Genomic DNA, 25,875 nt, shown 5'->3' with positions numbered 1-25,875 from the left:
TGAAATTAAAATAATGATTTTGGCGAAAATTATTTATAAGCACACCTGCTTTTTAAGACAAAAAAAACCATCCGAAAATTTCGAATGGTCTGACTGAAATCAATGATTTAAATTTTGCTTTTTCTATGCTGACTCAATAGGATGAGCCTAAAAACTGAAAGATTATTCTCTAAATTTAACGATCATTTTTTTGGTATACGCTTTATTATCTGAATCTGTAACTTTCAGCAGATAATATCCTTTAATCTGTAAAGGCAGATCTATTCTCACTTCTTCTAAGGCACTGAAATTCTTTTCTAAAATAAGAACTCCGTTCACATCAATAACCTCAGCTTTTATTATTTTTTTTCTTGTGTATTCTGAACCTTTTCTGTGCTCCAGTCTTATAAATGCAACATCGTTTACAGGATTTGGATACAGATGAACGACTGTCATTTCCTGTTCCTGTGCTTTAGACTGAATGGTATTGGTTACCGTATTGGTTTTCAGAAGGTTTTCGTCATCAAATGCAATGAATGCACTGTTTTTAATTTTTGTATCTTCTTCTAATCCTTTTTTAGGAAGAATGGAGAAGGTAACATACCCCTGAGATCGGTCTGAATCTTCTGAAGTAGGCGGTAAAAACACATTTTCCAGCTTAAACGTGATCTTATTGTCTATAATTTCCACAGATACATTATCATGACTTGCAGACACCATTTTAAAGGTATTAATGTCCAATTCCTGCGGAATGTTATCTATAATGGATACATTCTGAGTAGCAAAATTTCCTACGTTTTCAAATCTGATGGTATAGGTAAGCAACTGATCGGGTAATATATATCCTTCTGTTCCATAGCCTTTCGGAGAAACCAGAATATCATTAGGATCTATCGCTCCATAAACAGGGTATTTTTGCATCAGCAGGTTATCATCTATATTGCAGTCTGCCGATGAGTTTACAATTTCTCCTTTAAAATCCAATTCATCACCCACTGAAACGGATGCGTCTGTACCGGTCATAAAACTAATGACTTTATTGTTAAAAGGATTTAAAGATCCCATACTCCAGGAATATGTTGTATAGTTTTTTGAATTTTCAACAAAGCTTTCCTGCTGTGCAATCGGTAAGGACGGACTGATAATATTTACAGAGGAAGGTACTGTAAATTTTAAAATGCTTGAATTGGATATATTACGGGACTGATTGCTTACTACAATTTTAAACTGGTTATTGGTATATCCTTTTCGGATAGCCGTTCCTCCCATATTTATTTTCAAATCTGTATCGTTACAGGTTGACGTTGCAGCAATAAATATTTTTTGGGAAGGCTGATAATTGGTCAGATCGAATACTTTGGAACCTACACTTAATCCGTTCTCTTCTAAAATTTTCAGCTCAACATCATTCTGAGTGGTATAAAAGCTGAATGTACCGGCATCACTGGAATATACTTTGGCATTGGTAGGCACCACTTTAATAGCCGCTCTTGAAACGGTAGGTTCGCTGTCCTGTTTCACCCCGTCGTTATTGGTGTCAAAATAAACGATTCCGGAAACTTTTGTCTGTTGTGGTTCTACGATTTCGAGTATTTGATTAGCAGAAATATTCGTCAGTTTCTGAATGATTCCACTTGCCCATTTAACGGTGATGGTATTGATGGTTGCTGCATTTCCTAATCCAAAATGCTGCGTATAGCTGCTTTGTCCTCCAAAACCACTCTGGCTGTTTACTTCTCTCATCTGCGTTCTGCTTCCTGTTTCTACAAATATTTTTGTACCGATGGCAGAACCATTGCTTTCTGTGGCTTTCAGATTAATTTCCAGCCATTTATTGGTATTTCCATTATTGATGAAAATGTGGTTTTTCTGATTGGAATGCGTTGCCACGGCAAGATCCAGATCGCCGTCATGATCGTAATCGCTCCATGCGTGCCCGAAAGAAAGTCCGAAATTATAGGTAATTGCTTCGTCTCTGTTTTCGGTAAAATTTCCGGTTCCGTCGTTAAAATAAAGGAATTTTCTGATTCTGTCATTGGTTACAAACAAGTCTAAATCTCCGTCATTATCAATATCTGCAAAGCTGCATCCGTGAGAACTTCCTCCCTGATTAACAATAGAACTGGTTATTTTCTGGAAATTTCCGTTTCCTAAATTTTTATACAGGAAATTGGTTGTTGTATTGGAATTGGTTACGAATAAATCCAAATCTCCATCATTATCTATATCTCCCCAACAGCTTCCTACAGATTTTCCGCCTTCCTGATTAATGATGTTATTTTTCTTGGAGAAGGTTCCGTTTCCGTCGTTATGGAATAAAGAGTTCTTATTTCCGCTTCCATTAGGGACAAATAAATCCATCAGTCCGTCCTGATCATAATCTGCCCATGTTGGTCCAAGAGAAGAATTGGCTTCCAGCGGAATGGCATCTGTAACTTCTTTTACAAAACTTCCGTTATTTGTATTTCTGTGCAGCTCATTGTATTTTGTAGGGAAATAATTACACATAAACACATCTGCTTTGTTATCATTATCATAATCTGCAAAGGCACCGCCATGATAATAGGAAACATCCTGAGTAAAAGATTTGGTATTGTCTGCGACCAATGTACCGTTGTCATTTCTGTAGAAACGGTTGGGATTTCTGGTATTATTAAGAACCAATAAATCTTCATCTCCGTCATTATCCACATCTGCCCATGTACTGCTCATAGAAACCCCGTCTTCAGGTAAAACCTGTCCTGCTGTAAAGCCTCCGGCTGTATTATTCATAAAGATTCGGTTAGGAGAAGTAAGTCCCATATCTGTAATGTATATATCATCATATCCATCATTGTTGATATCTACCCAACTGATAGTCCATGAGTTGGAGGTAAATGAATCAAACAATGGATTTTCAAGACGTGAAAATATCAGTTTTGAAGTATTGGTGGTCTGTACAGATACCGAATTCGCAATGGTTGACTGTTGTGTTTCTCCGTTCACTTTTCCTGTTATCACGGTTTCAACGGTGGAATTAAGCGTGGTTCCTACCAGTTCTCCGTTATTGGCACCTACGGTTGCCACCACTTTGGTTTCAATCTGATACGTAGAGTTCGGCTGTAATGTCGGTAAGTTATTATATTCTACTTTTGTTTTGTCATTAAGTTCCGTAACAACACCCTGTGTTTGGGATTGATTGGGATTAATAATTTTCGATTCTACTACTTTAAGTCCTTCCTGTACAATAACTTCTACCGAAGGATTCGTTACTTCCCCGCCCGTTTTAACCTGAGAAACTACGGTTGCCTGTTCGGTCGGGATGAGTGCATCGTCGCTTACGTTGCTTGTCTGGGTGAAAGAATGTCCTAAAGAACTTCCGGTATAACACATCCAGTTATCGTTGAAATTACTGTTCATCACCGCAATATCATTATTGCTTTCCACGATCAGATAAGGTCTTTCCGATCCTGAAGCTGTTCCTGTTCCGTTGTAAAATGCTTTCCATTCATTTAGACTTATGGAGCAGTCTGCATATTTCTCGGGAGTAATGGTAAATGTTTTATTAAATTTTGTCCCATTGGTTAAAGCATCTTTTACGGTAACGGTAGCTCCTGTTTTTGAAAATAAATACAGGTGAGAAAAGGAACCGTTATACTTTGATCCTGTTAAGGGGTTGGTTACATTGGTTTCATTTCCCGGAGGAGCAATATAGGTGAGGAACTTTTTTCCTGCCGTTGTTCCGCTTTCGGAAGAAACCATTGTTGCCATATCGGAGGTTCCCGGAGAACCGGTTTCAAACCAGTTTCCTTCAAAAACAGAGACTTTTTTTCCTGCGGAACAGGTAACTCTGAAGACGGTAGGATAAGAAACGTTTCCATTGGTTTTTCCCACCCAGTCTCCCGCGGCTAACCGATTGAGAGAAAAGGTTTGTACAGGTACCCAGTTTCCGTTTACAAAACGATCCAGTTTCACGGTATTGGCATTGTCCCAGCTCACAATTCTTATTTCCTGTTCACCACCCGACTGATAAGGAACCGCGAAATACATCAGTTCTCCGGAAGAGCTTCCATTGGAGGTAGGTACATATCCTCCTCCGTCCCGCTCATTTCCGAATAAGGCTCCGTACTGCATCGTTACGGGCTTATTGGCGACCAGCATATACGTTTCTCCCGAAATCATCGCATCCCTTCCTTCCGGAAAGCTGTAAATTAAATCCTGCCCAACGTTCAGGGTTTTGGAAAAAACTTTTACGGGATTTTCAGCATCAACATCCGTAAAACCTGTATTTGTTTTTGCCTGAGTAGAGATTTTGTAAAAGTCTATTACGGTATTATTCTGATAGGCAAATACATTGATGTCTCTTTTGGAAGAGGTAATCATGGGAGCATACACAATAAATTTCTGCCCGATAGAGCTTTTATCCACACTCGGAACCCAGTCGTGCTGCCAATCGCTGTTTGTACTTTGGGAAGCATACACCAGTTTATTGGATTTTACAATAAAATAGTCTCCGTCCCATTTTAAAACACCACCGGAAGCATAACGGGCATCATCATTAATCCCATTGTCTTTAATATACAGGACGTAGCTCTGCCCTGCTTTTAACACTCCGGTTTTAGAATCATCCGTATCTCCGTCCGCACCGTCATCAATGATATTAAATTCCGTATCATCGTAGATAGCCGTTACCACTAAACAGACGTTTCTTTGTACGGCATCGTTATTCGGTGGAACATAAATTTGAAAATAAGTTGAGGGCTCTCCTGTTGCGTAGAGATTATTTACCCCTAAAAAAAGAATAAATAAAAAGAATAAATTTTTCATACTTGCTGCTATTTTAGGTAGTAGACCGCATTCAACAAATATGCTTGTTTTAAAATGTATTGATTTTCAAAAGCTTACACTTTTTTCTTTGGAAAAAAAATTCCAAAAAAAAGATTTTGTTTCATTTTTTGGAATTTTAAAGAGTTTATTGGCTCAATGCAAATAGTATGCAACGATATCCTTCTGAAAATCAGAATAAAAAAAATCAATTATAACCAATCCAAGACTCAAAACTGTCTGAGCTTCTGTGAAGAATTTTACAGCCATCGCAAGATCTACTGTTAGCAATTAGATGAAACAACAGGAAAAATTAAAGAGAAGATGCTTTCATCCTCTCTTTACTAAAATCTAAAAATCAAACACTTAAACCTCTTTCATTTTCCAGATCATGGAATGGGTGAGTTTTCAGAATTTTTAAAAGAAACTCCTCATCTCCTTGTTATTGCAGGAAACTTTCTACTCTTTCATACATCCAGTAACAAGCCATTACAATCACAAAAACTGAAACGGCAGACCTGTAAAGATCGATATTCTTAAACCTGTTGGAAACATAGAGGATAATGGGAAAACTTATCAGTACAATCAGGATCTGCACCAGTTCTATTCCTATATTGAAGCCTAAAACACTCCATATAAACTGACTGATATCCAGATTAAAGAACGTAATGGTATTGGCAAAAGCAAGTCCGTGCACAAATCCGAAAAGCAGGGCAATAAGAACTTCTTTCCCGAAAAAGATGGGTTTGGAGATATTGATTCCGGACAGTATAATGGTAATCGCAATCCCGATCTCTATATTATTCGGGTTGATGTTTATTAATTGTATGGCTCCCAAAATAAGCATCAGCGAATGTCCTACGGTAAAAGCGGTTACGATCTTTACCACTCTTTTTACCGCAGATTTTTTATTGTGGAAAAGTTTCCATTTTCTGTCTTCTACAAAAAACGGGGCAACCAGAAGCAGGGAAATTAAAAACAAAATATGGTCTTTCCCTTCTAAAATATGACGAAAGCCCATTTCAACCATGCTTTTGAACCCTGTAAAAAAATTTCCTTCCTCTAATGATATATTCAGAGGCTGAATATTTCCGTCCAGATCCCGCGCTGCAACCCCCAGAATCTGATTAGAATTCTGTACTCCTTTTTCCCAGTCGGAAGCCAATCCTATAATCGATTTGTGATTATAGATCTGGTGTACAAAGGCATCGTAATGAAGGGTGAAATTTCGGGTATCTTCTTTTTTTTGTGGTTTTGCCGTAATCCTGAAATCTATTTTATCATACAGCCCGACCACAGAATCCCGTGTTCTGGAGATCTTATAATCAACAAGTTCTATATTCCAGAATCTGTTCTCAGAGGAAATTTTGATATGATCTTTAAAATACTCCTGAATCTTTTTTTTCTGATCCGGTGTTATTTTACCGTTGAAAACGATTTCAAAATCACGAAGCGGCGCAGTAATATCAATGGCCGCACCGCTCGGATACATATGAAACATGACCTTCGTATCCGGCAGCGGATGCGCCGATGCAAAGACTGAAAAAAAGACAAATAAAAGAAACAGTTTCTTCAACCCTTTATTTTTTGATGAGTTTTTGTCCGCTTGTTTTTGTACCATTGTGTTGTATATTGAAGGTATAAACTCCTTTTTCAAGACTGCTTAAGTCGGCAGAGACAGAATTTTGTCCTTTCGGCAGATTGTTCTTTTCTATGCTCTTCACTAATCTTGCGCTTTGGTCATAGATGTTGATTTTTGTATTTCCTTTTTCAGAAGCTGTAAAGTTAAAAGTAGCAAAATCCTTTACCGGATTAGGATAAATCATAGGTTTAGAAATGGAAGTATTGGTTTCATCCGTGGATAATGTATTTCCTGTTCCTCCGTAATCTGTTGTATGATCTCTCCAAATACTGTGAGGATGTTTCGGAGTAAGGATGATTCCGTTCTGTACAGAATATTCTATCCATACCGATGGTCCGTCTATTCTTACATAACCGTTCTGGTTGGTCAGTGTGGCATCGGTAGACCATGCAATGTATGTATTATCCAGTTCATTATTATATTTTGCCATAATGGCTGCAGCATTCGCATCGTCCACATCATTTACGTAGGTTGCAATTGCATTGTAGACAAGCTGTTTCTGAGCTGTTGTTAAATTGCTTACTTTCAGTCCGGATTTGGTGGTCGGGAACAGCCAGTCTTTTCCGGGACCGCAGACCAAATCGGTATACGTTGTGGAAAGCTGTGCCGTAGTAAGCTGTGCGGAAGATAACCCGGACAACATATTCACAAGAGCCGTTTTTTCTTCAATCATTGGTTGGTAGGTTGCCGAATTATAAGTAAAAGAGGCAAAAGGTTCTGCCGCGACAAAAGAAGGAGTTGCCCCCACAAGAATTCCGTTAATATAGGTGTTAGAAACCGTTCTGTGATGTCCTGTCATCTGGATTTCAAAGGTTCCTGATAAAGATGGAGTTCCGAAAAATCCAATATAAAAATTACCTTCTCCGTAAGTGGTTCCGCCTCCGTTGTTAGAAAGATAATTGTCTGCCATCCAAAGTCCGTAGATCTCGTTATAGCCTTCATTTCCCGTTCCGGATAAAGCCTGAATGAGATTTCTGGCAGCAGTTAACTGAGCCGTTGTAAGAGTTCCCATTTTCAGCCCGATTCTTGGGGACATGGCAGCAGGAAGGTTAGACCATGTTTTTGCATTGGCATACGTATAAGCCAGCTCCAGCGTTGCAATCTGTGAACTGGAAAGGGTGGCTTTGAAGGCATTTGCCAGATCAATAATCTGTTGTGTGGTAACCACTGTTTTCGCAGCTTTATTTTTCTTGGCAATATTCGTCATAAACGCTGCTTTTGGGGTTTCCGTATCTTTTTTAAAAAAGCTGAAAAATGAAAGTGCCGCAACAGAAGTGGCTACAGTGATGCTGAATAGTGTTTTCATTGTATAAGTGTTTAAATTATAGGTTGAGTTTGTTTAAACTTTTTTTATTAAAAATATTCTTCTTGGAAAGCGCAAAGATTTCTATGTTAATAAGCTTAAAAAAGTTTGTTTTTAAAAATTATATTTTAAAATCAATCGTGCATTAAAGGGCGTTCCTGCGGTGTAATGTATCTCTTCCACGCTTTCGGTTTCGTTTTGCAGACGGCTTTCGGTGAGGAACTGGGTTTCTTTCCATTTGGTATTGAAAATGTTATCGATATTAATTCCCACAGAAACTTTCCTGAACTGATAATTCACAGAAAAATCAGTGATAAAATACCCTTTTGCTATTACAGAGTTATCCTCATTTGCAGGTCGGTCTCCCAAATATCTTGCGTTTATGCTTCCTGAAAAACGGTTAAGATTTTTCACGGATAATCCACTGACAAAGGTAGTTTTGGGAGCAAGCGGAATGTAATCACTGCCTTTGGCTTCTTGTATGGCTCTTGCGTGGGTGTAGGTAAAATCGGTATTCCAGAAAAGCCAGTTGTTCAACTGATAACGCAATCCGACATCAACACCTTTTCTTGCTGTTTTTCCTGAGGGTTCCACCACCGCTTCATCGCCTACATAAACAAATTCCTGTTCGAGAAAAAGATACCACAATGAAGCGTTTATTAATACGTTGGGAAGAGGTTTCCACGAAAATCCCAAATCGGCATTGTAAGAAGCCGGCAGAATATTTTTCCCTTTTTCGGCAATTACCACTCTTGCATCATTGCTGTGAAACCCTTTTCCTAACTTCAGAAAAGCGTTAAAACCTGTATTAAAAGAGTATAAAAAATTAAGTTTCGGACTAAAAACGGCTTTTGCTTCAGACTGATTCTGATATTTTTCTGCCAATTGATCCACAACATTAAATTTGAAATAATCTACCCTCAATCCTGCATTAATCAGCCACTTTCCGAAAGAGAAATCCCAACTGCCGTACCCGAATAGATTAGTCTGATTAATATCTCCCAAACTCAGATATTGCAAAACGGTTTGTCTGTTCTTGGTATGAGAAAGTTCTATATCCTTATTATTATCATTTCGTAAACCTCCTCCTGTTTTAAAGCTGATATTGTCATTTATTTTCCCGTTGTATTCCGATTGAAATCCTACAATCGTTCTGTTGTCTTTCTGCCTGATCTGATCTCCGTTGATGGGGTCATTCAGGAAAAAGGTAAAATTAGAGTACAGTTCAAAATCATATTTGTTGAAATACACCTGATTTCTGATAAAAGAATCGTCACTCATTTTTCTTTCGTACTGAAGATTGAAATTACTTCGGCTTGTTGTGCCTCCTTCCGTATTGTCTATTGCTCCAAAATGCGAAATAAGTCCGCTGTTTACAGCTCTTTCCGGTATCTGTCCGCTTGCATCCCATTTGCTGTTAAAGTGCGAAACAGAGACAGACAGTCTGTCTTTATCGCTCAGTCTTGAGGTATATTTTCCAAAAAGGTTGATGCGGTTGAAGTTTTGAGGAGCATCAAAATAATTATCCGTCATTAAAAACTCACCTGCAAAATAGGCAGACTGGTTGTTTTTGTTGAGTAGATTAAAAATCCCGTTGGTTCTGAAGGTATTAAATTGTCCGATTTCCAATCCTAAACTGCTTTTGTCGACAAAATCTCTGGTTTTAAAAGCTACAAATCCGGCAGTGGCAAAATCGCCCTTATCCGCAAAATAAGATCCTTTATCAAAATCGATGCTTTCTACCGTTTCCGGAATCACGAAATGCAGATCGGCATATCCCTGTCCGTGAGCGTGAGACACCATATTTACAGGCATTCCGTCCACAGAAATGGCAACATCGGTTCCGTGATCGGCATCAAAACCGCGCAGAAAAATCTGCTCAGCCTTTCCTCCTCCTGCGTGCTGCCCGATAAACAGCCCCGGAACTTTTCTCAGCAGATCCTGAGATGAAGCAACAGGCTGCACCTGCAAATCGATTTTCGAAATGGTATTTAAATTTTTTAAATTTTTCGTAATGGTGATTTCTTTAATCTGAAATGATTTCTTTTCTAAGATAATATTCAGGTTTTCCAGATTTTTCAGAACGATCTTTTGGGGCTCAAAATCCTGATGAACAAATTCCAGACTATCCTGCAGATTTACATTTTCCAACGAAAAATTCCCTGAAATATCGGTATGCGTATGATACAGAGATTTAGAAATATTTTTTACCAAAACATTTTCTACCGGATGACCGTTTTCATCAGAGATAATCCCCCTCATTGTATTCTGGGAGAATATTAAAACCGGAAAAAGAAGGAATAAAAGAAATTTCATTTCATTTTTAATTTTTTGTTGTGGATTTTTAAACCTCACAGGTTTTAAAAACCTGTGAGGTTTGAGTAAGAATCTTTTTATGAATTAGTCGTTGCATAATCGTTCACTCTGTCTCTCCAGATGGAGTGATAGTGCACTCCGCTGAGAACAATCCCGCCCTGTACGGAAAATTCGATCCACACTTTTGGACCTGCAATTCTGAAATAATCATTTTTTACCGTCATCGAAGTATTTCCGCTGTAATAAATGTAGGTATTGTCTAATTCTGAAGTGTAGGTTGCCAGAATAGAAGCTGCATTAGTATCGGAAACATCGTTTACATACGTTTTAATTACATTCAGTACCAGTGCTTTTTGAGTCGCATCCAAGGCAGAACACTGCAGCCCTGAAAAAGCAGTCGGGAAACTCCAGTTGGCATTAGGTCCGCAAACGAGATCCGTAAACGTTGTACTGGCTTTTGCAGTGGCAAGCTGTGTGGAAGAAAGTGCGCCAAGTAAAGCAACAATAGCATTTTTCTCCTGATCCATCGGAGCATACGTTGTAGAGTTAACCGCAAAAGACAACGGTTCTGTAGCGGTAAATAAAGGGGTTGCAGCCACCAAAGCACCATTGTTATAGGTATTGGCAATGGTTTTATGATGCCCTGTAAACATAATTTCGAATTTACCTGTTGCAGAAGGAGTTCCGAAGAAAGCCAGATAGAAGTTCCCTGAGCCATAGGTGCTTCCTCCGCCATTGGCATTGAGATAGTTATCGGCATACAGCAATTGCTGAATTTCATCATAGCCTTCATTAGCAGTAGTTCCGCTCATTTCTTTAATGATGGCTTTGGCGATACCTACCTGTGTTGCATTAAGATTTCCCAAAGGAATTCCTTTTCTTGCAGACATCGCGGCAGGAAGATTAGACCAGGTTTTGATGTTGGCATACGTATAATCCAACTGAAGGGCTGCAAGCTGTGAGGAAGTAAGCGTAGCTTTAAACTGTTCGGTAAGGCAGACGATTTTGGAAACGCCTGTTACGGAACCACAAGCCGTAACATCTGTAGCGGCTACGGATGCTGCTCCAGTTGTGCCCACTGCATTATCGGATGCGCCTCCTCCTGTAGTGCTTGTAGAATTACCAGAATCTGCAGAATCGCTGTCACCCGAACACGAAACGATAACCGTACCCAGTGCAATACCCAGAATACTTACCATCGAAAGGATCTTTTTCATAATATGTTATTTTAAAATTCATTACAAAAAAAATCAATAATCTGATGGGTTTCAGGAAAGTGTGGTCAATGGTAAAATAGTTGTGGTGAAAATGTATATTTTTAATTTTAACCTCAGTTCGGGACAAGAAATAAATTTAAATAATTGATTTATAGTATTATATATTAATTTATCGCAAAGAAAAACAAAAGATTTTTTTACTTATTGAAAGTTGGTAAGCTAAACAAAGGCACTTCGTTTATTTAAAAAAGACAAAAATGGTATTACTTTGAGAAGTTTTACGCCTTTGTATATCTTAAAAGCTGAATTCCTGATAATTGAATCTCTTTGTTTAACCTTGCGGTTAAGAAGACTTATCCCGAACTCACGTTAAATTATATTTTTTTAAGAAAGTCTTCTTCATAGGTATTGCCTACAGGAAGCGCAATATCTTTTATATAGACTGTTTTGTTTCTGAAGGAAGTAATTTTCGATAAAGAAACAATACTGGAACGGTGGATTCTGCAAAAACTGTTCTCAGGAAGTTTTTCCAGCAGTTCTTTTATGGTTATTCTTACCAAAAGTGATTTTTGGTTTTCAAAGTAAAATTTCACATAGTTATCCTGTCCTTCAATGTACAGAATCTCACTGAAAACAACTTTTACCAACCCGTAATCTACCCGAAAATAGATAAAACCTTCATCGTGGGCAGAGAGTAATCTTTTTTGCTCCGCCACTCTGTCGATTGCCATTTTAAAACGCTGAAAGCTAAACGGTTTCAGCAGATAATCGAAGGCGCCGATTTCATAGCTTTCTACGGCATATTCTTTATAAGCTGTTGTGAAGATTACCAAGGTTTCCTGAGGAAGTGTTTTATAAAAATCGATTCCTGAAGTTGCAGGCATATTAATGTCCAGAAAAAGTAAATCGACAGGGTTGTTTTCCAGAAAATATCTTGCCTCGCTGGTTTTAAGGAAGGTCTTTTTTAAATCAACAGTATCAATATTCGCGCAAAATGCTTCTATAATTTCTAAAGATGGCAATTCATCGTCCAGTGCAATTGCTGTAATCATATCAAATTAATTTTCAGGTTTACAACAAATGCTTTTGGATCTTCTTTTATTTCCAGCGTGTGTTTCTGAGGATAATAAAGCATCAGTCTTTCTTTTGTATTTTTAATTCCGATATTGCTGGACTCTATATTTTTAGTGGTTACGATTCTGTTGAAAACCGTAAAATTCAATTCATTTTCCTTTATAGAGATTCCAATTTTTATTTCAGAATTCTCATCAGGATTTACGCCATATTTGAAGGCATTTTCCACAAAAGTAAACAAGATGAGGGGAGCAATTTTTTTATTATAAAAATTCCCTTCTTTTTCAAATTCGATTATAACGGAATTTCTTAGTCTTGATTTCTGTAGTTCGATATAATTGCTGATGTATTGGATTTCTTTTTCCAGCAATACTTCATTTTGATAGGAATCCTGTAACAAATACCGCATAAAATCTGAAAAAACCAAGACCGTATTTGCCGTTTTATCATCTTTTTTTATGGCGGAAGCATAGATGCTGTTGAGCGTATTAAACAAAAAATGGGGATGAACCTGTAACTTGAGATGAGAAAGTTCTGCCTGCAATTTTTCGTTTTTTATTTTTTGATTCTGCATTCTCTCGAACCAGAATGTGGAAAAAAACACGGTTCCTCCAAACAGGAATACCAAATGATCCACATCTGAAAAAAACATCTGGATTTTATGAAAATTTGTCTGATCATGGGATCTCGGATGGATGGGCAGCTCCGGAAAATCAGGAGGAAGGTGGGAGCCGAAAAGCATCCAGGGCGGAAGCAGAACAACCAACAGTCCTCCAAAAACGGAAAACCCGTATTGCAGATACTTCTTCTGAAATAAAAGTCGCGGGATAAGGTAAGTATAATTGATGTAAAAAAAGATGAGGATAAGCAAATTGCCCAATATATTTTCTGATAATTCCTTAAAATAATGCGGCTCTGAGCTCTCCATTGGAAACGCAGGAAATACAACGGGCTGTAACAGAAAAATCAGTACCCCTATAAAAATAAATACTTTTCTTTTGCTCATACTTATTCTGCAAAATTATTGTTTTTGTACTTGCAAAAATAAAAATGTTGTGAAGAGGGATATTTTTGGGGTGAATATTTATTCAACAGGATTTCAAAAAGTGGCTTCGGCTCCGCTCAGCCACCTTAGTTTTACGTTCAGTCATCTGGTTATATGCTCAGCCACCTTCGTTTTACGTTCAGCCATCTGTTTATATGCTCTATCACCTTAGTTTTACGTTCAGTCATCTGGTTATATGCTCAGTCACCTTAGTTTTATATTCAGCCATCTGTTTATTCTCCTTTTAAAAATATTCTTAACTTTTAGTACTAAAAAAATCAAAATACAACAGGTGGCTTCGGCTCCGCTCAGCCATCTTTTGTGTTTCAGAAATAATCTTAGTTAATTATCAAATTCCAAGCTATGTTGTCTCCGGCTTCTCATAATGTCCTAGCCACGGCAGTTTGCGCCTGCAATTGTTCCCACTTTCCCTGAAAATCCTCCAAGGATTCCTTTTGTTATTCGTGCCATTTTGTGCATTTTTATTGGTTAACAGAACGAAGGTATTACAGAATTTTCCAATTTCAGGCACCTGTGAAAAAGATGACCGGTTTTGACTGCTTTTGACCGGTTTTGACCGGTTTTGACCGGTTTGAAAACCCATTTCTTCGGATCATGTTCGGGTCTTCTTCGGATCGGCTTCGGAAAAATGGGATTTTTTCCGAAGAAAGGCCGAACAACAGTCGAAGGATTTCGGGAGAATTCTGAGTGGTTTTTGATTGGGGAATGATAATTTAGGTTAAAAAACATGACTGTTTTTGTGATCAAAAAACTAAATCTTGAAATAAAAAAGAGTCCGTCTAACAACTAGTGAAAACGTACTTTTTATGTTTTTTCTCGACCTTCTGATGGAGAATGGTTTTCGTACAGTGAATCTCAAACCCTATCATAGAGTTATGATACAAACTCTTTTTATGTGGTTTCACCCGGGTTCGAATCAGAGACACTGAGATTATTACCCCCTAACCAACTGATCTAAAAACACTTATGAAATACTATTAATATCACTCATTTATAAAGAAACAGAATAATCTCAATGATATCATGATTTTATATTCCGGTTACTCTTTCAATTACCATTAATTAATAAAAATCTTCCTCCATTTGGCAATTGTATTACGGCTTAGATTGAAATGTTTTGCAAGAGCAACATTGTTGTAATGATTCTTCCTCTGATAATCTAAAATTTTCAGTATGGTCTCTTTATCATAGGATTTATGTTTCTGATTGAGTCTGTTTATGTTGTCATCGCCCTTACCAAATATAATTTTATTAATTCTTATTACATCTAATACCGTTAAGTGATTCTGTAAAAGCGGTAAAAGCTCTTCTTTTCTTTTTATAAATTTTTTCTCTACAATGTCTCTGAAAATTTTGTTATAATCAGGCTGTTCAAATTTTCCCATTTACAATATAGTTAAGATTATATTAATTATTTATATTCTAAATTAATGCAGTTTTTGGTTATTTACTTTCATTGTACATTTCTGTCTGAATATTACATCTGAGAATACTTATTAATCCACTTATAAAGCGTATTTTTAGGAATTCTATATTCGTCAATTATTTCTTTTTTATCCTTCTCTCCTTTTTCAATTAATTCCAGAATAAATTCTATTATTTCTTTCGTATAGATATTCTTACGAAATTGAGGAAGAGTTGAATTTTTACTATTTTTTGAAACACTACTTTGTGGAGGGGAATAAAGAATCAAATGTTGAGTATATATTCTGAAAAAATCAAACTTTAATAATTTACTCCATTTGAGAAGCAAATCGGTTTCCAGATTTTCGGAAGCATACATCATTTGTATTTTTTCCTCATCACAATCAAAAAAATTACAAATTCTGTCCAGCGTTATATCTTCATGCTCCAAAACTTTACTTTTTATTAGATGTCCTATGTGTATATTTTTAAAATTAAATTTCATTTTTAATCATTTTAGTTTTTAATAATCGTTGTTTTATAGATGATATGATGACCATCAAACAATTTTAAAATATATGATCCTGTGCTTAAGTTTTTCAGAAATATACTGTTGTGAAATTTTGATTTCGGAATAATAATCCTTCCTGATAAATCCAATATTTCATATTCTGAAACATTTTTATCGCTTACTACAGTCAGCCAGTCATTTACAGGGTTGGGTGCTACTTTTATATCACTTTCTGTTTTTTTTATATCAGCAGTTGACAGTACTCCGGTAATAGTAAGTTGTCTTTTATTAGAACTTTCCTGAACACAGACACCCATTGCAACAATCTCGTTAAATGTCTTTCCAATAAATGACGAAGGCGAAGCTGTATTGATATATGAAAGTCCTTTCACGGTATAAGAGCCTATTGGTAATACTGTAAAATCCGCTGTCGGATGAATAGCCTCTACTTTATTTGTACTGTTGTTCACGGCAATATAAGTATAGTTGTAACCTGATGGTGTATTTATGGTTTCATAAACCATTCCGGGTCCGTTAAAAGTCAATGTGTAAGTATTGGCATTGGCAGGATTACTAAAATTACATAAATACATAAAATAATTTGTTCCCTCGTTAAGTACTACGGATCTTGTGGAACCGGAAGCATTTACAACTCCATAATATGCCCCTGTAGAGTTTGATGTTAAAAAACCTGACAAATTAGGTGGTGTAGCTGTATACACTGAAGTTATAAGAAAACCGGAATTTTTAGAAATCGTATAATTTCCTGTCTGCGTTACCCGAAACTGCACAAGATGAGTGGGATAATTATCATTGAAGCTGATGGGTGTTACATTATCTGCACTGGAATACCCATGTATTGCTGAATTTGTAGACGGCGCATTAAAAATGATCGATTTTGTACTGAAAGGTTCACTGGCTGCCGCTGCACCTGTCATATTAAGATTCGCAATCGCAGATCCTGCATAAGTTGTTACAGCAAAAGTGGGACTGATGTAACTTCTAAATGCTTCACAAGCTGATGCTATGGTAAAATTATTATCCGAGATATCAAAAAATTCTACATTTGGATTGAGCAATGCACTTACTTTTATTCTTGCCTTAGTTGTAGCTGGAATATTGGGAATTGTTACAACATAACTTCCGTTGTTTAAAATATTGCTCGCTAAAATATAAGGAAAACTCAAACCTCCATCAATAGATAAAAACAGATTAACGGTATTAGCTATTGAGTTTGTATTATTTACATTCCAGCTTATCGTAGCACTGCTATTGGCATTCAGCGTTATTCCTGATGCATTTGGATAGCTTACACTTAAAGGTCCGCAATCAACAACCGTAACATTAAGATCATCCGAATCAATCCCACCGTTTGAAGCATTATTATCACGAACAGTTAATCTAAGATTGATATTTCTTGCAACGTTGGGCAATGCTTCTCCCTCATTCATGGGAGGAACATTCTGGTTATTGAGGATGAAATTCAGTTTTGGAAAATATCTTTCTCCATTTATATTGCTTTTAACCGATCTGAAAAGCGGTGCAGTAGCACTGCTGACCGCAGTATAGCCACCAACACCATTTAATGTGGATCCAAATGCACCTTTATCATTAGCCGTAGCAGCATCATTTTCTTCCCAGGTATAAGAAAGATTGGCATCATTCGCATCCGTTCCTGTTCCCAAGAGCCTGAAAGGTGTATTTTTGGGTATGGTAATATCGGCTCCTGCGTTGGCAGCAGGCGGTGTATTACTGCTTGCAACGACTGTATAGCATGTAGAAAGGGTCTGTATTCTGTTCAGAATCTGATCCAGACTTCTTGCATGAAAGTAGGATTCATAATTATCAGAAGGATATCTTTGGTCTACAGGATAAGAACAGTTTGTTCCGTATGCCATAAGAGTGGCTCCGCTTCCGGGTTCTACTGCTCCGCTACTGCTCCAACTATTGGCGCAAAAAGTATCTCCGGGGGAATCTCCTCCTGTAGCATTGTAGCTATGGCTTGCTCCGAATTGATGTCCCATTTCGTGAGCTATAAGATTTGTAACAAATCCCAGACTGTTTTGTGTTCCCCAGTTAGACCACCCCAAAGCTTTTGAAGAATCATTACAAGGCTGCCCGCCAGCTGTGCCGCTTGCTCCTCCCGAAGTACTTATATTTACCGTATGTCCTATATCATATTTATTATAAGTAAGAAGTCCTGAATTATTCATTATTACAAAACCTGCCTGGCCTGCACTTCCTCCGGTTCCTGTAAACGGATCTGTAGCAGAGTTGGTAAAAAGAATGCTTTTGTTCAGTGTTTCGGATATCAAAGTAAAAGTAACGGAAATTTCAGATTCATAGATAAGATTAACTGCATTAATCTTGGATACAATTTCATTAAGAACTGCATCCGCACTGCCTAATGATTCTACCGATTCGCCTGTGGCTGCAACAGCCATACGATATTTTCTGAGCTGTGATCCGATCGGAAAATTGGTTACTGATTTTGATATTATGGAACCATCATGAGTTTTTGAAAGGAAATCTTCAACATTCGCACTGCAGATAAAAGCCTCTTTTTTCATGGCTTCACTTAAGCTGTATATTCTGTAATGATCTGAAGAACTAATCCCTGATCTTTCCAATACATAATATTTACCCTGATAAGTTTTAATAATTGCACTTAGCCTATTATTGTATAAAGAGAGTTTCATTGAAAACTTCCCATCTTCACTCTTACCGTCAAATGTTATAATCGACGCAATTCTATTCGGTATAAGATCATTCTCATTTAAAATAAATTTTATCAAACCGTTCTCAGGAAGAAGGATTGATATATTTCCCTTCATTTTCTGAGAAGTTTCTTTCTTTTTATAAAACTGAGTCTCAAACTTTTTAAAATCTATCTTGATTTCAGTGTCTGAAGAAGTCTGTTCTAATGAATTTTGTCCCAGAATAGTAATGGAAATAAATGTATAAAATAAAATGACTATTTTTTTCATATTCTACTTTTTAAAGCAATCAATTAAAAACATGTTGTTTAAAGTAAAGAATTTAGAATCTCAAGTATCTGAAGTTTATTTTAAAATCTCTAACCCGATCATTTTGAAAATCCAGATACAGTGTTGCCTGCTTGCCCCACCAGGTTGTATACAGTTCATAGCTCCAATGATCCGACGGATAAAAATTAAATTCCTGTCCCAGAATGGAAATGACTTCCTGCTTGGTTTTTCCTATGAGATATTTATATTTTTCAGACATATAGAGCTGGCAATGTTTGAAATGAACAGCTTAAAAAGTAAAATTTTAAGCTGTTCCCATTTTTATATTTTAATGTTATGGTTTCCAGAATGTCCACTTCTGTCCATTAAAAACCACCAAACGATGTTTGTCTGCAGTTGCCCCTTTCAGAAAAACCATCATTCCGGGTGACGGATTCTTGATGTTGGTATAATTGGTAACTATAGGAAGAACCATGGATTTGTTTCCTGAATCCAAAACCAGAACACCGTCCGTTGTTGTGGCAGAATTTCCGATCACAGCTTTTGCTCCGGCTTTGTCTGCCAGTGGAGCCGCCTGAGGATTTTTCACTACCGTTTCTACCGCTGTGCTGTAGCCTGATTGTACACTGAGATCTGTCCAGCCTGTGTTCTCATTTTTTACTTTAACTTTATATTCCGATGATGCAGACACATCAAAAATAAAAGTACCACCTTTAGCATTATTGGCTCCTGCAGGAACCGTTTCTACATAAGGGAGAACAATTCCTTTGTTATTTGTATCCCCGAATTCCAGTAAAACGGAAGCACTGCTTAAATCGTAATTGGTAGGATTAATTGTTTTCTCCCCGATTCTTACCTGAGAAAATGATAAAACCGAGGTGTATATTCCGATAAGTATGATTATTTTTTTCATTGTTTTATATTTGATAACACAATGGGCATGGTCAATAAACACCATTACCCAATGGTATTAAAATGTTATGGACAAGTCTGTGTATTAAAGCATTTCCAGCCTTCACCGGATCCGGATCCTGTATAGATTTTCAGACATCCTTTGCCCGAATTTTCATCCGTATCAAACACTATCATTCCCACAACAGGAATTGCAATACTTCCTTCAGGATTAGAATTTCTGGTAATCACGAAACCTTTCGTTTTGGATTCTAATACGGTATAAGCCGAATTTCTCAGCATCGGCCAGTTTCCGTTACCTGCTCCTGCTCTTCCTAATAAGGTAATCCCATGTTTTACCGGAACTGAACTGCCTGTATCGGTAGGAGATTCATAGCAAACCGCCAGATTGATTCCGAAATCAATACCATCCAAATCAACATTGGTTACAACTACCGTAGTGATTCCATCTGTAGGAGTGCTGTCTGTAGATGTAACATTAACATAGTTTGGCGGCAATGAAGATGAAACAGGGGCCGTTGCTCCCACTGTCTGCATTGCGTTTGTAAGTATTATGGTATAGGTTCCTGCGATTACATTGCTGAAACTGTATATTCCGGTTGCAGTACTCACCATTTGGGAATTTACAATGATCCCGTTTGGATCTACCAGATTTGCATATACATTACCCGCAGTATAAGGTACTCCGCTTGGTGTTCCTCCATCCGTATCGGTATAAACTTTTCCACGGACAATCTGCTTGGTAAAGTTATTGGTTCCGGAGAAGTCACAGCCAAAGTTAACTGACGCATAACGATTAGCAAGATTTGAACTGATGCTTCCGGTTCCTCCTCCATTAATTACAATCTCATTATCTAATTTAAAGCTAAACTCATTGGCATAACCGTAATTTCCATAAGCAGAATACTGAGGATCTACTCCTATACCCGGTTGTGAAGTTCCATTAGATTTCACAACATTTCCTGTAACAATCTGTGTTGTAGGGGTACTCGTTAAAATCTGAGCCGGAAGCGGAGATAAAAACTCTACACTTTCAATCACATTTATTGTTGAAGACAGCGATCCGTCATTATCCAGTACCTGCACAATAGACGGTACACTGTAAGGTGTATTCGTTCCTGCTTTGTATATTGTAACTTTCCAGGTTGAAGACTGGTGATAAGTTCCATTCGGAATGTTATTTATATTTCCTGTCGTACTTCTTATAAAACCAGGCTGAAAATTATTTTCAATACCTGCAGTAGATTGGGGAACATCAAAAACAAAATTATAATTCGATTGTAATAAAGATGACCCATAATCCAACGCTGTAAGTTCAAACACAACGTCTGCTTGCTGGCTCACTCCCGTTCCTCCAATAGCATTACTGTATTTATATTTTGCGCCTACCGTATTTGCCGTACCGGAAATCAAAACTCCTCCGGATAAATTTAACTTAGTTGCCGTACTTCCCATACATTCATTCTGAACCACAGGTGCTGTCGTTGCCGAAGATGTATTGTTGCCAGAAACAGGATCTGATACATTTCCACTAACAGTAGCTGTATTCAGATACGTTCCTGTAGAATTTGCTAAAGCCGTTATGGTGAGAGTACTTGCTGCTCCGTTGGCTAAATTGCCGATTGCCCAAATCCCTGTTGCCGGAGCATAAGAACCTGAGGTTGCTGTAGAACTCTGATAGGTATAACCGCTAGGTAGGAGATCTGTTACGGAAACCCCGGCAGCATTATCCGGACCGTTATTGGTGACCACCAAACTAAATTGTACAGGGCTGCCTACATTTGGTGTGGCATTATTAACAGTTTTCACAATCGAAAGATCCGCTACAGGATCAATAATCGTATAAATTGCAGATACGATTCTGGTAAAGCACCCTGAAGTCGGCGCAATCAATACATTGCCCGTTGAATTCTGAAGAGAAAATTCTATCGTTTCATTAGATTCTGATATATTATCCTGATTGATCTGAATATAAGGCGCTAAACTAATAGCAGTTGCATCTGTTCCATCATAATTTCCTGCAGGTATTGTTACTGTAATTAATCCTGTTGCAGGTATTGTAGTATAATCTACTCCTCTGGTGGCTGTACCTCCGGTTATATTAATCTGAATGGTCTGTGCTGTGGTAACACTCCCATTGATGGTTAATTTTGGAAGATTAGCACTCGGTATTGTTTCCAGACCACTGCTGGACGCGGTTGATAAATTGGCAATACTGTTGAGAGAAGTTATCGACACATCATCAATAAAGTTACCGCCACCCAATCCACTAGACGCCGTACTTTTTGCATAATATGAAAAAAATACTGTTTTTGCCACCCCTGAAGTATTGTTCCAGGTTCCGGTATATCTTGTCCATCCTCTAACATCGGTTGCACTTTGTGTTAATCCTGTATTAATCGTGCTATTCCCTGTTAAAATAAAAGAATGGGTTCCGCCTTGTCCATTATTGTCTGAAAACTCCGCAACGTTTTGATCATCTATACGCAACCCCATTACATCAACTCCATTTCTTCCCCGGTGCAGAAATGACCACGTAAAACTTTCTCCGGGTAGAACACATATTGGTTCTTGTTCAAGCATTCCATTGGTATAAGCATTTAATTCTGCCCAAAATGATCCCTGAGATGATAAAACCGGAGAACCTCCTTCCAGTTGTCCATCACTCCAGTATTCAATTAAACTGCCTTGCGTAGGAATTACCGGGGTTCTGTTGCCGGGCATTGCTGCCGCTTCCGTAGTGCTCCATCCTCGTACATCGCCTTCTCTTGGCATACCAGCACCATCAAGTTCAAAACCACCGTTTACAAAATTTCTTACTGCTGGTTTAGTAGAGGCAAATACCTGCAATTCTGTAAATTCGAGGTTGTCATCCTGCAAATTAAGAATCAGCACATATCTTGCTTTATGTATACCAACGTGCATATTGATTTGCCCACCAGGGAAAGCCGGTCCTCTCTTAGAATTATCTACAGCGGGAACCGGACCGCCTCCCAACACAGTCTGGGAATCCACAAATCCTGCAGGATCTGTATATACTAATCTGTTGTATAAATAACAGGTATTATTAGCAGCAATATAAGTATTCGGATTAAATCCTAAATTACCTCCCACTGTGCTGGGATAGGTAATCAGCATAAATCTTCTGGAGCGTCCATTATCCGGAACTACCGATCCTAATGTTACGTTATCGATAATATAGTCTGAACCCAGATCCACCAGAAAATATTCTGCATTAGGCGGAACTGCAGCATTACCTGTAATCGCAGCTGTATTAAAATTACCATCTACCAGATTAGACAGTGAACTTCCGCCTGCCGAAGAGGTTACGGTTTTTCCCAGTGCCAAATTCGTCTGGGCATTTGCTCCGCTTGCTAATAAGAAAAGCAGACAAACCAAAAATAGTTTTATGTTGTTCATTTTTGTACTTTATATAAATCTTAATTATTATGTAACCATATTCCATTATCTGTCTGAAAACCTGTAGCTTTAATCTCTTTCAGTAGAGTGAATCCTTAAAACAAAATGCTTGACAAACCCTATGACTATTTTGAAGATGACAGATATTGATCTTTAAATAATACATGGCGGAGGCTTGTTGAAAAACTGATGCCATATTTCTGAATGCTTAAAAAAGAGATAGAAATAGGTGTTTTTTCTGATAAAATGTTCTTTGAATAATCTTATTAAGAAAACATAATTATTAAAGTTCTTTTTGAGATCGGGATTTGTATTCGAAGAAAAAACAGCAGAAATCTTTTTCACCAGTGAAGTTGAAAAAAGCCAATCATCATCTGAACTCTTATATGTTTTTATTTGTGTTTTTTTTTCAGAGCGATTTTTTCTGCTGTCTACTGAAATTAATTTAGTATTTCTCTTTTGAATGTTTTTATGTTGCTTAGTCTGTTTTTTTCTGATAACGAAAAGAGATTTTCTTTCTGTTTTTACTTTATCTGCAATGGTATCTGATTCATCATTCTCAATAATTATTGCGCCTCCCATCTTTATGATTTGGGTATTAACGACATCCTGTGAGTGCATCCAACACCCGCAGAAAAAAAACAGTACAAACCCTAACCAAAATTTCATCATTTTCTGTTGAAGGAAGATTTTATTCTTTCCGTTGTGTCTGCGAAATTATATACCTACGAGTGCAAATGATGAAAATGAGGTATTAAAAAGTATTAATAAAAAGAAGAAATAATTAAAATATTCATTAATTTTAAAAAATTAACAATTTAATAATCAGTAAGTTAAATTTACATTACTGTTAATAATGTTTTACAGCAATTTTTTATCGTATATGTTTGCAACCAACAAGTAATCCAATGAAGAAAAATCTATCTTTTTTTATTTTGTTCTTTTCTATATTTTGCTTTTCACAGGAAGAATATTTTCAGCAGTTGAAAAAGAAAATTGAGAACAATATTGATAATAAAGTGCAACTTCAAAAAATTGCAGATCTTGAAAAAAATAAATTCGGAAAAACAAAAGACAGCCTTTATTTTATCTCTTACAAATACGCACTTCTATTTACTTTTGATCAGGATAAAAAAGACAGAATTTCCCACTTCCTTACTCTTATGGAATTATGGAAAGCAAATAATAATAAATATTCTATTGTTATCACCGATGTTAATTTTTCATTGGCACTACATTTTGAAAATTATTCCAGTAATCTGAGCTTTTACTACCTGAATCAATCAATAGAAAACGAACTCAAAGTTAAAAACTCCAAATCTTTACCTCATCTTTATCACGTTAAAGGCAGGCTGTATTACAATGAGAAAAAATATGACAAAGCCAATGAATATTTCACAAAAGCCCTTAAGCTGTACACTCCCGACCAATATTTATATATCTCATCCATGTACAATAATTTCGGATTGGTTTATATAAAAAAAGATGAAAGCAACAACGCTATTCAGGAATTTAAAAAAGCTTTAGAAATTCTGACTAAGAAAAAAAACATGACCCATCAAGAACATTTGTTTTTTTTACATATTAGTGAGAATCTTGCAGAAGCGTATATAAAAAACGGCAACAGAAATGAAGCTCAGGCTTTATTAGAAAATCTTTTTAACCAAAATAAAAACAGAGAAGATCTTGTGCGGGATCTGGTGATTATCTGCAAAGATTTATATGGAGTTTATAAATCTGATCAGAATACAGGAAAAATGAATGTTATTATTGATTATCTGAAAAATTCAGAAAAAAAATCACCCGATTTTGATACCCGATTACTTATATCTGAAACCCTTACAGATTATTATTTCAACCTCAAAAATTATAATGAAGCCAAAGTCTATCATTTTAAAACACTTCAGATTAAAGATGAAATGATAGCAGACAACAAGGAAATGATGGGATATTTAAATGAAGCTTTAAATAAAACCATCATTAAAAACATTAATCAGAAGTATGATAATGAGATACATTCTCAAAAAGTGCAAAGATCATGGATTATTCTTATCGGCATTATTATTATTTCATTTTTAACCTATTTTTTCATTTCTACATTCAAGAAAAGAAAAATAGAAAAAGAAATGAACGCTCAGCAGAAAACAATTTCAGACCAGAAAGAATTAATCTTACAGCAGAATCTGAAATTGCAGGAAGAGAAAATAAGAAATCTGCATCTTAATCTCAATATAAAGCAGGAAACCGCAAAAGCATTTTTAGAAAAAATTAAGAAGGCCAGAAAGTCTAACCTGAACAATCCGGAAAGTATACTTAAAGAGCTTTATTTCGACTTAAACAATTTAATCAATATTGATAAAAGAAATATTGATTTTACTGAACAAAACTCTGTGGAGAACCAAAACTTTATCAAAAAACTATCCGAACAATACCCTATCCTTTCGGAGCAGGAACTTCAGTTATGTGTTTATTTCAGGCTGAATTTAAGCGCAAAGGAAATTTCAATGTTAGAAAAAATCACCGATGGCAGTGTTCGTGTTTATAAGAGTAAAATTAAATCTAAAATGAACATTCCAAAGGAAAAAAGCATCGAAGAGTCTCTACAAAATATATGATGTAAACCGGTTTATACTTAATCTGTTGTAAAGTTATTCAATTTGATTGTGATTGTCAGAAAACACATTTTTTATCCTCAAATTATTCTTAATTTGATTTTTCAGGAAATCCCGAATAATCTCCGTCCTTTTTTTGGACAAAGACTCAGATTAAATTAAAGTATAAGCCCCAAGATACTTGCTGTTACACGCAAGCGTTTCTTTCGCATTTCTGAAAACCCTCCAAGGATTCCTTTTGTAACTCGTAGCATTTTGTGCTTTTTTTATTGGTTAACTGAACGAAGGTATTACAGAATTTTCCCATTTCAGGCACCTGTGAAAAAGATGACGGGTTTTGACTGCTTTTGACCGGCTTTGACCGTTACCAGTTTGAAAACCCATTTCTTCGGATCATGTTCGAGTCTTCTTCGGATCGGCTTCGGAAAAATGGGATTTTTTCCGAAGAAAGACCGAACAACAGTCGAAGGATTTCGGGAGAATTCTGAGTGGTTTTCTTCTATTCAGGGATCATAGCCAAAACTTGGGGGCTATGCAAAAAGTTTAGTCAACCTGAATAGAAAGAAAGTTCTGTCTTTTACCCCTCGAAGTTGTAGTCTGAAGTTTTTAATTTTCGCATTAAAAGATTC

At 36.8% G+C, this 25,875-nt stretch carries 15 protein-coding genes and 1 pseudogene; 1 reads left to right on the top strand and 15 read right to left on the bottom strand.

From position 1 onward, the window contains the following. Nucleotides 1-162 precede the first annotated feature (162 nt). From B0E34_RS08960 to B0E34_RS08890, 14 genes are all read right to left on the bottom strand, one after another. Complete coding sequence (locus B0E34_RS08960; RefSeq protein WP_087708829.1) at nt 163-4,785, bottom strand: FG-GAP-like repeat-containing protein; 4,623 nt, start codon at nt 4,783-4,785, stop codon at nt 163-165. A gap of 439 nt (nt 4,786-5,224) precedes the next feature. Further along, nucleotides 5,225-6,358, bottom strand: a complete 1,134-nt coding sequence (locus tag B0E34_RS08955) for a HupE/UreJ family protein (protein ID WP_165762966.1) — start codon at nt 6,356-6,358, stop codon at nt 5,225-5,227. 4 nt (nt 6,359-6,362) lie between these two features. Continuing rightward, nucleotides 6,363-7,730 (bottom strand): DUF3500 domain-containing protein, encoded by a 1,368-nt coding sequence (locus tag B0E34_RS08950; protein WP_087708825.1) that lies wholly within the window; start codon nt 7,728-7,730, stop codon nt 6,363-6,365. 111 nt (nt 7,731-7,841) lie between these two features. Beyond that, nucleotides 7,842-10,043 carry a TonB-dependent receptor gene (locus tag B0E34_RS08945; RefSeq protein ID WP_087708823.1) on the bottom strand — a complete coding sequence of 734 codons (2,202 nt, stop codon included), beginning with the start codon at nt 10,041-10,043 and terminating at the stop codon, nt 7,842-7,844. A 77-nt stretch (nt 10,044-10,120) separates the two neighbouring features. Beyond that, nucleotides 10,121-11,260 carry a DUF3500 domain-containing protein gene (locus tag B0E34_RS08940; RefSeq protein WP_087708821.1) on the bottom strand — a complete coding sequence of 380 codons (1,140 nt, stop codon included), beginning with the start codon at nt 11,258-11,260 and terminating at the stop codon, nt 10,121-10,123. A gap of 374 nt (nt 11,261-11,634) precedes the next feature. Further along, nucleotides 11,635-12,312, bottom strand: coding sequence for a LytR/AlgR family response regulator transcription factor (locus B0E34_RS08935; RefSeq protein ID WP_087708819.1), 678 nt, complete (start codon nt 12,310-12,312; stop codon nt 11,635-11,637). Next, on the bottom strand, nt 12,309-13,340 hold the full coding sequence (locus B0E34_RS08930) for a sensor histidine kinase (RefSeq protein WP_087708818.1): 1,032 nt from the start codon (nt 13,338-13,340) through the stop codon (nt 12,309-12,311). The genes B0E34_RS08935 and B0E34_RS08930 overlap by 4 nt, the downstream gene beginning before the upstream one ends. Before the next feature lie 1,118 nt (nt 13,341-14,458). After that, nucleotides 14,459-14,785: a transposase gene (locus tag B0E34_RS08920; protein ID WP_087708814.1), complete on the bottom strand. Its 327-nt coding sequence runs from the start codon at nt 14,783-14,785 to the stop codon at nt 14,459-14,461. A 92-nt stretch (nt 14,786-14,877) separates the two neighbouring features. Beyond that, nucleotides 14,878-15,309 carry a transposase gene (locus B0E34_RS08915; RefSeq protein WP_076392955.1) on the bottom strand — a complete coding sequence of 144 codons (432 nt, stop codon included), beginning with the start codon at nt 15,307-15,309 and terminating at the stop codon, nt 14,878-14,880. Between the two features lie 11 nt (nt 15,310-15,320). After that, nucleotides 15,321-18,302, bottom strand: coding sequence for a reprolysin-like metallopeptidase (locus B0E34_RS08910; RefSeq protein ID WP_087708812.1), 2,982 nt, complete (start codon nt 18,300-18,302; stop codon nt 15,321-15,323). 52 nt (nt 18,303-18,354) lie between these two features. Next, a complete protein-coding gene (locus B0E34_RS08905; protein ID WP_087708811.1) occupies nt 18,355-18,561 on the bottom strand; it encodes a hypothetical protein in 207 nt (68 codons plus the stop codon). Nucleotides 18,562-18,636: 75 nt separating this feature from the next. Further along, entirely contained in the window at nt 18,637-19,215 is a 579-nt protein-coding gene (locus B0E34_RS08900; RefSeq protein WP_087708809.1) for a phage tail-like protein, read from the bottom strand. Between the two features lie 65 nt (nt 19,216-19,280). Continuing rightward, nucleotides 19,281-22,634 carry a DUF11 domain-containing protein gene (locus B0E34_RS08895; protein WP_087708807.1) on the bottom strand — a complete coding sequence of 1,118 codons (3,354 nt, stop codon included), beginning with the start codon at nt 22,632-22,634 and terminating at the stop codon, nt 19,281-19,283. A 153-nt stretch (nt 22,635-22,787) separates the two neighbouring features. Continuing rightward, nucleotides 22,788-23,216 (bottom strand): hypothetical protein, encoded by a 429-nt coding sequence (locus tag B0E34_RS08890; protein WP_123956590.1) that lies wholly within the window; start codon nt 23,214-23,216, stop codon nt 22,788-22,790. Nucleotides 23,217-23,542: 326 nt separating this feature from the next. On the opposite strand from B0E34_RS08890, the gene B0E34_RS08885 reads away from it, so the two are divergent. Further along, nucleotides 23,543-25,249 (top strand): tetratricopeptide repeat protein, encoded by a 1,707-nt coding sequence (locus B0E34_RS08885; RefSeq protein ID WP_087708803.1) that lies wholly within the window; start codon nt 23,543-23,545, stop codon nt 25,247-25,249. A 527-nt stretch (nt 25,250-25,776) separates the two neighbouring features. Here B0E34_RS08885 and B0E34_RS08880 read toward each other — a convergent pair. Next, a pseudogene (locus B0E34_RS08880) lies at nt 25,777-25,875 on the bottom strand (transposase); the annotation flags it as partial.

This window comes from Chryseobacterium mucoviscidosis (assembly GCF_002177115.1).
Taxonomy (GTDB): Bacteria; Bacteroidota; Bacteroidia; order Flavobacteriales; family Weeksellaceae; genus Chryseobacterium; species Chryseobacterium mucoviscidosis.
Note: the sequence above shows the minus strand (reverse complement) of the source record. Positions and strands in the feature narration are given on the sequence as shown.

Coding starts and splice junctions, on each gene's coding strand:
- B0E34_RS08915 (WP_076392955.1), bottom strand. CDS start 15,309: ATGAAATTTAATTTTAAAAATATACACATAGGACATCTAATAAAAAGT.
- B0E34_RS08890 (WP_123956590.1), bottom strand. CDS start 23,216: ATGGGAGGCGCAATAATTATTGAGAATGATGAATCAGATACCATTGCA.
- B0E34_RS08945 (WP_087708823.1), bottom strand. CDS start 10,043: ATGAAATTTCTTTTATTCCTTCTTTTTCCGGTTTTAATATTCTCCCAG.
- B0E34_RS08935 (WP_087708819.1), bottom strand. CDS start 12,312: ATGATTACAGCAATTGCACTGGACGATGAATTGCCATCTTTAGAAATT.
- B0E34_RS08950 (WP_087708825.1), bottom strand. CDS start 7,730: ATGAAAACACTATTCAGCATCACTGTAGCCACTTCTGTTGCGGCACTT.
- B0E34_RS08885 (WP_087708803.1), top strand. CDS start 23,543: ATGAAGAAAAATCTATCTTTTTTTATTTTGTTCTTTTCTATATTTTGC.
- B0E34_RS08895 (WP_087708807.1), bottom strand. CDS start 22,634: ATGAACAACATAAAACTATTTTTGGTTTGTCTGCTTTTCTTATTAGCA.
- B0E34_RS08920 (WP_087708814.1), bottom strand. CDS start 14,785: ATGGGAAAATTTGAACAGCCTGATTATAACAAAATTTTCAGAGACATT.
- B0E34_RS08900 (WP_087708809.1), bottom strand. CDS start 19,215: ATGAAAAAAATAATCATACTTATCGGAATATACACCTCGGTTTTATCA.
- B0E34_RS08905 (WP_087708811.1), bottom strand. CDS start 18,561: ATGTCTGAAAAATATAAATATCTCATAGGAAAAACCAAGCAGGAAGTC.
- B0E34_RS08930 (WP_087708818.1), bottom strand. CDS start 13,340: ATGAGCAAAAGAAAAGTATTTATTTTTATAGGGGTACTGATTTTTCTG.
- B0E34_RS08940 (WP_087708821.1), bottom strand. CDS start 11,260: ATGAAAAAGATCCTTTCGATGGTAAGTATTCTGGGTATTGCACTGGGT.
- B0E34_RS08910 (WP_087708812.1), bottom strand. CDS start 18,302: ATGAAAAAAATAGTCATTTTATTTTATACATTTATTTCCATTACTATT.
- B0E34_RS08960 (WP_087708829.1), bottom strand. CDS start 4,785: ATGAAAAATTTATTCTTTTTATTTATTCTTTTTTTAGGGGTAAATAAT.